The organism is Actinopolyspora mortivallis (assembly GCF_003001495.1).
Taxonomy (GTDB): Bacteria; Actinomycetota; Actinomycetes; order Mycobacteriales; family Pseudonocardiaceae; genus Actinopolyspora; species Actinopolyspora mortivallis_A.
The window spans coordinates 26,694-36,056 of the sequence record NZ_PVSR01000038.1 but is presented as its reverse complement, the minus strand read 5'-3'; the positions used below and the strand labels follow the sequence as shown (position 1 = coordinate 36,056).

The 9,363-nt window shown below is 67.4% G+C and carries 10 protein-coding genes; 4 read left to right on the top strand and 6 right to left on the bottom strand.

Features of this window, described 5'->3' with window-relative positions; translation table 11 throughout:
- Positions 1–299: 299 nt before the first annotated feature.
- Positions 300–3,020 (bottom strand): glycoside hydrolase family 3 C-terminal domain-containing protein, encoded by a 2,721-nt coding sequence (locus CEP50_RS16655; RefSeq protein ID WP_106114878.1) that lies wholly within the window; start codon positions 3,018–3,020, stop codon positions 300–302.
- 280 nt (positions 3,021–3,300) lie between these two features.
- Here CEP50_RS16655 and CEP50_RS16650 point away from each other — a divergent pair, with 280 nt between their 5' ends.
- The 3 genes from CEP50_RS16650 (at position 3,301) to CEP50_RS16640 (ending at position 5,563) form a co-directional block, all read left to right on the top strand.
- On the top strand, positions 3,301–4,485 hold the full coding sequence (locus tag CEP50_RS16650; RefSeq protein ID WP_258175357.1) for an ROK family protein: 1,185 nt from the start codon (positions 3,301–3,303) through the stop codon (positions 4,483–4,485).
- Positions 4,486–4,610: 125 nt separating this feature from the next.
- Entirely contained in the window at positions 4,611–5,192 is a 582-nt protein-coding gene (locus CEP50_RS16645; protein ID WP_106114876.1) for a GNAT family N-acetyltransferase, read from the top strand.
- Between the two features lie 191 nt (positions 5,193–5,383).
- On the top strand, positions 5,384–5,563 hold the full coding sequence (locus CEP50_RS16640) for a DUF3073 domain-containing protein (protein ID WP_019854586.1): 180 nt from the start codon (positions 5,384–5,386) through the stop codon (positions 5,561–5,563).
- Between the two features lie 386 nt (positions 5,564–5,949).
- Here the strand turns inward: CEP50_RS16640 and CEP50_RS16635 are convergent, their stop codons facing one another.
- Together CEP50_RS16635 and CEP50_RS16630 are read right to left on the bottom strand one after the other, a co-directional pair.
- A complete protein-coding gene (locus CEP50_RS16635) occupies positions 5,950–6,234 on the bottom strand; it encodes a DUF4190 domain-containing protein (RefSeq protein ID WP_106114875.1) in 285 nt (94 codons plus the stop codon).
- 194 nt (positions 6,235–6,428) lie between these two features.
- Positions 6,429–6,638, bottom strand: coding sequence for a helix-turn-helix domain-containing protein (locus CEP50_RS16630; protein WP_106114874.1), 210 nt, complete (start codon positions 6,636–6,638; stop codon positions 6,429–6,431).
- A 103-nt stretch (positions 6,639–6,741) separates the two neighbouring features.
- On the opposite strand from CEP50_RS16630, the gene CEP50_RS16625 reads away from it, so the two are divergent.
- Entirely contained in the window at positions 6,742–7,392 is a 651-nt protein-coding gene (locus CEP50_RS16625; RefSeq protein ID WP_106114881.1) for a cyclase family protein, read from the top strand.
- A 146-nt stretch (positions 7,393–7,538) separates the two neighbouring features.
- Here the strand turns inward: CEP50_RS16625 and CEP50_RS16620 are convergent, their stop codons facing one another.
- From CEP50_RS16620 to CEP50_RS16610, 3 genes are all read right to left on the bottom strand, one after another.
- A complete protein-coding gene (locus CEP50_RS16620; RefSeq protein ID WP_106114880.1) occupies positions 7,539–8,273 on the bottom strand; it encodes a YwaF family protein in 735 nt (244 codons plus the stop codon).
- Positions 8,274–8,465: 192 nt separating this feature from the next.
- Entirely contained in the window at positions 8,466–8,705 is a 240-nt protein-coding gene (locus CEP50_RS16615) for a type II toxin-antitoxin system RelE family toxin (RefSeq protein WP_106114873.1), read from the bottom strand.
- Positions 8,705–9,109, bottom strand: coding sequence for a DUF6247 family protein (locus tag CEP50_RS16610; protein ID WP_146134825.1), 405 nt, complete (start codon positions 9,107–9,109; stop codon positions 8,705–8,707). The genes CEP50_RS16615 and CEP50_RS16610 overlap by 1 nt, the downstream gene beginning before the upstream one ends.
- Between the last annotated feature and the right edge of the window lie 254 nt (positions 9,110–9,363).

The window sequence follows — 9,363 nt, the reverse complement described above, 5'->3', positions numbered from 1 at the left end:
GAGTCGGGTTCCCCTCCGCTCCCGCCGGCCGCCCTCCCGTGCACACCGGCGGCCGGCGGGAGCGGAGGGGAACCCGACCGTCCAGAGTCCGAAGGAGAACCTGTCCGCGGGGGTGGGCGAGTAGTCCGTCACGCTCATGCTCCTCTGCGTGGTTTCGTGTGCCTGTCGGTTCGCCGCGAGCCGCTCGCGCGGTTCACGACGTGGCGAGAACCGCCCGGTCGACCGGCGGCGGCCGGGCGGGAAACGCCGTGTCTGCCCGGCGGGGCGGCTCTACACGGCCGCCCCGCCGGGGCAGCGGATCACCGGACCTTCACGACGAAGCTCGTCGATGTGGAGGTGCCGCGGTAGTGGACCGTCGCCGTGATCGTGGCGACGCCGGAGTTCCGGGTGCGGATCACTCCGTGCCGGTCGACCGCGACCACCTCCGGCCGGTTGCTCCGGTAGTCGATCCGCATACCGGCGGGCAGGGGGAGGTCCGGGGAGTCGGCGCGGTGTCCGTACAGCCTCGCGTCGCTCATGGCCACGGTCGGACGGGGTTCCACCACGGTGTCGCGGGGGAAGATCCTGCGCAGGGGGATGTCGCGCTCACCGTCCCCGGCGGCGCGCGGGGTGGTGCTCACCGAGGCCGGCCGCGGCTTCGACGCCCCGTGCACGGTGATCTTCGTACGGTGGACGACCTCGGAACTGGAACTCGCCAGGTGCAGCCGGTGCTCGCCCTCCTCGACGGTGCGGCGTTCCGTCCGAGGGTCGAACAGCGCCAGCTCGCGCACCGGCACCTCGAACTCCACCCGCTCGGACTCCTGCGGTCGCAGCGAGACCTTGGCGAAGTCCACCAGTCTCCGGTCGGGGCGCTGTGGATCCGCCGCCTCGTCCGACCGGGCGTAGAGCTGCACCACGTCCGAACCCGTGGTTTCCCCCGTGTTGGTGACCCGGGTGGTGACGCGCACAGTGTCGTCCGGACGCACGTGGGTGCGGTCCACGTGCGGCGTGCCGTACTCGAAACGGGTGTAGCTCAGCCCGTGACCGAAGGGGTAGGTGGGCTCGCCCGCGAAGTACATGTAGGTCCGGCCCGGGTGGGACTCGTCCGGCCTGATGTCGTAGTCGTCCATCGGGGGAAGCTGGGATTCGTCCCGGTACCAGGTGAACGGAAGGTGCCCGCTCGGATTCCGCTCGCCCAGCAGCACGTCGGCCAGGGCCTCACCCTTGCGCTGTCCGTTGTAGGAGCTCCACAGGATCGCGGAGACGTCCGTGCGGAAGTCGCTGACGTCGACCTGGCCGATGGTCTCCAGGTACACCACCGTCTCGGGGTTGGCCTCGGCCACCCGTTCGATCAGGGCGGTCTGCGGGGCGGGCAGTTTCAGCGACTCCCGGTCCTCCTCCTCACTGGCGGTGGACTCGTCGGTGGCCCCGTAGACGATCACGGCGTCGTAGTTCGCGGCCCTTCGGACGCTGTCCTCGTTGAGCTCCTCTCCCGCACCGGCGACGGTTCCGGGAAGGTGGTCCACCCTGGCCTCCGGGTTCACGGACTCGATGGCCTCCCGGATCCCCTGGTAGCCGTTGACGCTGTTGGCCCGGCCGGAAGCGGCCTGGTTGCTGGAGTAGCCGCCCAGGTACATCTCGTCCGGATCGGCGTGGTCGCCGATCACGGCCACGCTGTAGGGGCCGGACCGGGGCACGTTCAGCGGCAGGGCCCGCCTGCCTCCGGAGCCCTTCGCGTTGCGCAGCAGCACGATCGACTCGGCGGCCGCCTCCCGGGCCAGGGCCAGGCGTTGCGGTGTCTGCGTGACCGCCCTGTTGGCCTCGGAGTTCTCCCAGCTGTCCTCGGGGACACGGTCGCGGGCCCGCCGCACCCAGGGAACCTCGTTCGGGTCGTCGAACTCACCGAGTGCGATGCGCACGGTGAACATGCGGACCAGGGAGGCGTCCATGAAGTTCTCGGTGTAGGTGCCGTTGTCGGTTCGGACGCCCTGCTCGGCGGCGGTGGGAAGGGTGTTCGAGTAGTTGTGCTCGTCGTGATACCCCTGGTTGCAGTTCAGGTCCACCCCGGCGGCGTTGGCGTAGGCGTTGCGTTCGACGTGGTCCAGTGGTTCCTCCCGCCCCTCGGGCCTCCAGTGGTGCCCGTGCTGGATCTCGTAGACCGAGTCGCAGTCCGAGGTGAAGAAACCGTCGAACCCGAAGGTCCTGCGGGCGAGGGTGTCCAGCAACGTCACGTCGGCCGAGGCGGGAACCCCGTTGACCCGGTTGTAGGCGCTCATGACCGAGGCCGGGGAACTGTCCCGGATCACCTCGCGGAAGGGGGCCGTGTAGTACTCGCGCAACGTGCGCTCGTCCGTGTCGGAGGATCCTGTTCGACGGTTGAACTCGCTGTTGTTGGCCGCGAAGTGCTTGAGCGTGGTGCTGGTCTTGAGGTAGCCCTCCCCGGTGGGCAACGGGTTGCCGTTCTTGTCCTTGCCCTCCATACCGTTGACGTACTGCTCGGCCATCGCCGCGGTGAGCCCGGGATCCTCGCTGAAGGTCTCGTCGTTGCGGCCCCAACGCGGGTCGCGACCGAGGTTGACCGTCGGGGAGTAGAAGTTGAGGTTGAGCGTGTTGTCCTCGACGACCTCCCTGGCCTCGTCCGAGACCTGCTCGGCCACCCGGTACATCAGGTCCGGGTTCCAGGTGGACCCCATGGACAGGCTGACCGGGTAGGAGGTCGTGTTGGTCAGTATCTCGGGGTTGGAATCGTTCTCGGTCTGTTCCCGGGCGACGCCGTGGGCGGCCTCGTTCCACCAGCCGTAGGCGCGCACCCCCAGCCGGGGGATCGCCGGTGCGCGGCTGCTGACCATCTGTGCGGCCTTCTCTGCCCGGGTCATGCGGGAGACCAGGTCGACGGCCCGTTCACGGGCGGGGCGGTTCGGATCCAGATAGACCGGTTCGTCCGGGGTTGTTGTCTCCCCCGCGACGGCGGGGGCCGTGCTGACGGTGCACGCCATGCACAGGCCGAGCAGCGTCAGCAGACGTGTGGGTCGTCGTCTCACGTGGACCTCCGTGGCTCGTGTCCGGTGCGCGCCGCCAGGCGGTGGTTTCCGGTGAGGAGGCGGTGCACGAACGGTGGTGGTGCGGAGGGGAAGGCCGGCCGGAGCCCACCGGCAGCACTCGGATGACGACCAGGGGCGTCCATCGTGCTGTCACCTCCGACCATGAATATGATTTGTAATAGGTGAAAACAAAATAGGCGGTGTGTCAAGCCCCACAACCGTTGGTGCCGCTCAGCGGTGCCACGTTGACTGGAGACAACCGTGAGTGAGCGAGGAGAACGTGACCACATCGACCACGCAGGGACGTGACCCGGCGAGCCTGCGTCGCCACAACCTCCGCACACTGCTGGGCCACCTGCACTTGCAGGGGGCGACCAGTCGGGTGCGGCTCGGTGAGATCACCGGACTGACCCGCAGCGCCATCGCGGATCTGGTCGCGGAGCTCACCGAACGGGGACTGGCTACCGAGGCAGGCCCCAGTCAGCCCCAGTCGGGACGGGGACGGCCACCGCTGATCGTCTCCCCGCGAGACGAGAGCGCCTACGTGCTGGCACTGGCGGTCGATGTGGACACCGTTCGGATCGGGCGTGTGGGACTGGGCGGCACGTTGTTGCGGGAGTCCGCCACCCGGCACGCACCCCTGCCGGAGCGTCCCGAGGAGGCGGTCACCGTCCTGAGCCGGATGATCCGGAGGGAGACGGAAACCGCTGAGGTGTCTCCCCTGGCGATGGGGGTGGCGGTTCCCGGCCTCGTACGGGACGGCGACGGGGTGGTCACCCGGGCGCCGAACCTGGGATGGCGTGAACTGGCCCTGGCCGAGCGACTGCGGGAGGGGACCGGTTTCGCCGGGCGGGTGGTCGTGGGCAACGAGGCGCGCTTGGCCGCGCTGGCCGAACACCGCAGAGGGGCCGGTCGGGAGTGCGCGGACCTCGTGTACGTCTCGGCCGGTGTCGGTGTGGGAGGCGGAGTGATAGCCCGCGACCGTCTGCTGACGGGGAACACCGGTTACGCCGGGGAGATCGGACACATGGTCACCAACCCAGCGGGACGTGCCTGTCACTGCGGCGGGCGGGGGTGTTGGGAGACCGAGATCGGCACCGACGCCCTGCTGAGACGTGCCGGGATCGTGGCACCGGGCGACCGACACGCCGCGCTGGCCGAGCTCGTCTCCCGCGCGCACGGTTCCGAACCGGAGGCCCTGGAGACGTTTCGCGGCATGTCCTACGCGGTCGCGGTCGGTCTGACCAACCTGATCAACATCTTCGACCCGTGTCGGGTGATTCTGGGCGGGCTGCTGCGCCCCACCCTGTTGTACGCCGGTGAGGAGCTGCGCGGCGCCCTGGAGGAGCTCAGAGGGCTGCCCGAACTTCCCGTGGAGCTGTGCCCGGCCGAGTTGGGCGAACAGGGGCCGATGCTGGGGGCTGCTGAGGCCGCCGTCAGCAGTTTCCTCGCCGGTATGGAATGAGACGCTGTGTCCGAGGACGGGCGACCGGTTCACGAAGCCCCGGTCGGTTGTGACGACGACAATGGAGCGGACGGTGCGCGGACGAGCGGGTTCGTCGGCTCGGGCTGCTTCGAGAGGGTGAGAACATGAGTGGTACCGGGGCGATCGCCGAGACCATCAGTGTGGTCCCGATGCGTATGGCGCACCTGGAGGGAGTGCTGGAGCTGGGGTTCCGTGCCTTCGACGTCTCCACCATGCCCTACACCTCGTGGTCGTTGTCGAGCATCACCGAGCACTTCGACACGCAGCCGGAGGCGTGCTGGGTGGCCGAGGCCGAGGGAGAGGTGCTCGGGTTCGTGCTCGGATCCATGTCCTACGACGAACGTGAGGACTGGGGGTACATGGAGTGGATCGCCCTCGATCCCCGGGCCCGGGGCAGCGGAGTGGCCAGTCACCTGGTCGAGGCCTGTTGCCAGGCGCTGTTCGACGCGGGAGCCGCGCGGATCATCACCGACGTCGAGCACGGCAACGAACCCTCGGCCCGGATGATGCGTCGTAATTCCTTCATCGAAGGGGTTACCGTTACGCTGTTCGTGAGGAAGCGGTCGGACGAGCCTGGCAGGCAGGGGCGGATGCCTCACGTACGCAGCAAGCCGGAGGATCCGGCCAGGGCCCGGGTCCGTAGCGTGGCGCGACGGTCGACCGGGGGAGGACGTTCCGGTGAGTGAGGTGTCGACCGGCGAGGGTGCCCCGGGAGACGAGCCTCATCGGGGCCGGCTGCGGTGAATATATTCGTCGACTCGTGGGTTCCGAGGGCGGTGAACGCGGAAGAACGCGGAACGGACCGTAAAGTCCCGTTCTGATGTCGTGGTTGTATTGTGGGGATAGGCAGAGCGCCGTACGGAAGAGGAGCTACGTTATGGGGCGCGGTCGAGCCAAGGCCAAGCAGGCCAAGATCGCTCGTGAGCTCAAGTACAGCTCGCCGCCTCTGGACATCGAAGCTTTGCAGGAGGAGTTGACCGAGAACGAGTCCGAGGACACGGAGGACGACGAAAGGCCGTACCGTGATTCGGACGAGGGTGATCGGCGCTCCGGGTGAGTGTTGACCCCGTGGGTGGAGGGACTCCGGACGTGCGGTCGTGTTCCGTCCGGAAGGGACGCGGTTCGGTCCGACAGGCCGCCGCTTTTCCGTTTCCGTGGAGGGTGGAGCGGATTTTGTTTTCGATGGTTTCGTGTGTTTTCTTTTCCGGTTTTCGTCCGGAATTGTCAGCGACGGACTCTCGTCGGAATCGCTCTGACGTCCGCCGATGAGGAATCATTTTTCGAAAATAATTCGCATCAGAGTGTCTCGTTGGCTCCCTCCCGGAGGTCGTGGAGTAACCGCCCGACTGGGGAAGGGCCGTGGGCCCGTGGGTGTGTTCACCGCCCGACTGGGGAAGGGCCGTGGGCCCGTGGGTGTGTTCTCCGCACTCTTCCGGACGAACCTCACGCTCCGGGCGGGCCCACGGTGGCCAGTGCCGCGATCATGAAAACCAGGGCGAGCACGAGTCCGGCCACCCCGATCCATCCGAGTACCAGACCGGCGATGGCCATGCCTCTACCCCTTTCACCAGAGTGTTTCTTGTCGATGTTGTGCAGTGCTATGTGCCCGAAAATCACCGCGAGCGGGCTGAACCCCATGATGCCGAGCACGAGCGCGACGACGGCGAAACCACTGGTGGGCCCTGGGTAGTAGGTCGGTGGTTGACCGGGTGAGTAGGACGCCGTCATGAGGTCCTCCCTTCGGAGCTCTTCGTGACGTAGAAAGTGAATTCTTTTCCGAAGTGGAGTCGGGAGTTCCACCCTCAGTACACGCCGCACAGGGCCCGTTGTCCAGGAGGAAGGACCAGGCGTACACACCTGCGCACGGGACGGGGCGGTCTTGGTCGAAGACGACCGGGACCGCCTGGGGAGCGGTCGGTGACTCACTGTTCGGGACGACCCAGGGCCTTGTACACGGTCTGCGGGGAGACCCGGGCCAGGGCGGCGATCTCCCTGCGGTTGAGCCCGGCGTCATCGGCCTCGCGGATGGCCCGGCGGGTGCGTTCCCAGAGTGCCTCCAGCTGCTGCTCCACCGCTGTCCGTTCCTCGGCCAGAGCGGTCAACGTGCCTCGCGCCGTCTCGGGGTCCTCCATGGGACTCGAGTCTGCCCTGCAGGGGGGACCTCCGCGAGCGGACACGCTGGAGAGCCCGGGTGGGTCGCCTCGGCCGCCGGGGTGAGCTGCCAGACTGGTGGACATGCGTCTGGTCGATCTCAGTCACGTGGTCGAACACGGTACGGTCACCTATCCGGGGCTGCCGGCCCCGGTCGTCGACACGTACCTGCCCTTCGAGGACTCGGCCGAGCACTACTCTGCCGGAACCGAGTTCACGATCGGCCGGATCACCATGGTCGCCAACACGGGCACCTACCTCGACACTCCCGCGCACCGGTTCCGGGACGGTCACGACGTGTCCGGCCTGGCGTTGGAACGCTGCGCACTGCTTCCCGCCGTGGTCGTCGACGCCGGGCCGGGGGCCGTCGACGAGCGGGTGTTCTCCGGACACCGGGTTCGCGGTGCCGCGGTGCTGGTGCGCACCGGTTGGGACCGCCACTGGGGGACCGAGCACTACGGAGATCCCTCCCACCCGTACCTGACCGAGGCCGCCGCCTCCTTCCTGGTGGAAGAGGGCGCACACCTCGTCGGTATCGACTCGGTCAACATCGACGACACCTCCACAGGAGAACGCCCGGCGCACACGCGACTGCTCGCCGCCGGGATCCCCATCGTCGAGCATCTGACCAATCTCGACGCGCTGCCCACCTCGGGAGCGACCTTCACGGCTGTTCCCGCCGCCATCCGGGGGATGGGGACGTTCCCGGTGCGCAGCTTCGCCGCGTTGCCCTGAGTTCGGTCGTGGCCCGGATGCGGCGACGTCGTTTCCGGCCAGCCAGCACGGCTGGCCCTCATGCGGAGCACGGGTTCCTCGGTGTCGTAGTCCCTCTCTGCTCCGAACACGGTGATTCCCGGTTTCCGGGAGCACAACAGGTGCTGTCATGACTTCGCGGAGTTCCTCCACCGGGCCGGTATCCCGGTGGAATGCGCCCACGGCCAGGTGATCAGCGCCCACGCGGTGAGCCCCACCACGAACTCCACCGCGAGGTACCACGGCCACGGACCCATGACATCCAGCAACGAGGGGTTGTTCGGCTTGGCGTTGAGGAAACCGTAGTTCGTGCCGGTGACCCGGTTGAACCAGAATACGGCCACGCCCCACACGGTCGTGACCATGACCACGGTCGCGAAGTCACGCCAAACCGGCCGCATACCCAGACCCCAGGTCAAGTAGATGGCCGCCCACACCACGAGCGTGTGCTGCGTCCAGAAGTCGACGAAGTCGATGTGCGGAAAGCTCGGAGCGTCCAGGGCGGGAGTGAGCATGGCCTGGGGGTTGAGTGTCAGGCCCCAGTAGTATGTCAGCGAGTACGCCCACTGCCGATGTGTCCACAACGCGTAGACGGCCACGATCCAGGTGAAGTCGGACAGGTGCAACGGCAGCGAAACACCGATGTTCCACTGTGAAGGCAACACCCGGTAGACCTGCATCGCCACCGCGAACAGCCCCAGCGACACCGCGAACGCCCTGGCGAACAACCCACCCGCACGAGTACCCCGATGTCGGCGTCCCGCACGGACGAGCAGCAGTGCCCCTACGGCGAACACCCCGAGAAGCACCCAGTGGGAAACGCCGTACGGAGTGAACGTTCCTGCCGTGTCCGCTTGGCCCACGAGGTGAAGGTAGTAGACGAACCGTCCCACTCGCCCGAAGGACCCTGGGGGACACCACTGGCCGAGCCGATCCCGCTCGCTCCCGTCTTCTTCCCGGTCTTGGTGATGCCGCGGGGAACCGGGGCAGCCGCCAGTGGTTTACGAGTCAGCGGCCGGGGTCGTGCTGCGTTCGTGCTCTGAAAGAGTGCTCTCTCAGACCAGGCGCAGGATCGTGATGCGCAGCGTGTTGTCGTGGAGGGCGAACACGATCATGATGCTTCCGCTGTCGGCGGTGGTGGTCCAGCGGTCGGTTGTCGGATCGTAGCTGCTGCCGTCTTTGGGGTTCTCGGCGAGCTGGGCCATGCGTTTGTCCACGGCCCGTTGTTGGGTGCCGGGCAGTTTCTTGTAGGCGTCTTCGGCGACGTCGCCCCAGCGGAGGAAGTACCGACCCATCAGTCTCCCTCCTGCTGTCGAGTGGTGTTCGCCGGGGCCTTGTCCGTCGTTCCCTCAGGGGGCTGCCGCCACAGCTGGCCGTGGGCGTCGGTGCGCCAGAGGAGTCCGTGCTCGTCCTCGCGCCACGAGTGTCCGTGCTCGTCGATGTGGACCAGCCCGGTGAAGTCGCCCCGGTCGGCGCGGGCTTTGATCTCCTCTTCCCGCTCGGTGGGTGGGTGTTCGGCCAGGACAGCCGCGCCCCACCAGTCGTCGAGGACCCTGTCGATGTGGCCGGTGTCGTAGTCGACGGCGACCTTGTGCAACGCCTCCTGGAAATCGCGGTCGAACGCGGCACGCCGCTGCGGGTCGGTGCGATCCAACGCCTCGCGGATACACCGCGCTTTATGAGGGAACGGAGGAGCCACGGGGTTCTCCTTTCGTGCTCAGCCGGTTGGTGTCCGCTGTGCAGGGAACAAAGACGGTCGGGCTTCAGGGCTGCTCGAAGAGCTGAGCGCCTACACCTGTGTGCGCGTGTGTTCCTACGACATGCTGCCGACCTGACGAGTCCTGAGTCTCGATGATGTCCAGTTCGTGTCCGCTTTCGGGGACAACCACGAGGTCCCCTCACGGAGGTCCAAGGAGTGCGGAAAGTTCGCACGGTGCGTTACACCGGGGTTTT

Bases quoted from the DNA above. Each gene is read 5' to 3' on its own strand.
- CEP50_RS16645 (WP_106114876.1), top strand. From the start codon at position 4,611: ATGAGTGGTACCGGGGCGATCGCCGAGACCATCAGTGTGGTCCCGATG.
- CEP50_RS16625 (WP_106114881.1), top strand. From the start codon at position 6,742: ATGCGTCTGGTCGATCTCAGTCACGTGGTCGAACACGGTACGGTCACC.
- CEP50_RS16635 (WP_106114875.1), bottom strand. From the start codon at position 6,234: ATGACGGCGTCCTACTCACCCGGTCAACCACCGACCTACTACCCAGGG.
- CEP50_RS16615 (WP_106114873.1), bottom strand. From the start codon at position 8,705: ATGGGTCGGTACTTCCTCCGCTGGGGCGACGTCGCCGAAGACGCCTAC.
- CEP50_RS16630 (WP_106114874.1), bottom strand. From the start codon at position 6,638: ATGGAGGACCCCGAGACGGCGCGAGGCACGTTGACCGCTCTGGCCGAG.
- CEP50_RS16640 (WP_019854586.1), top strand. From the start codon at position 5,384: ATGGGGCGCGGTCGAGCCAAGGCCAAGCAGGCCAAGATCGCTCGTGAG.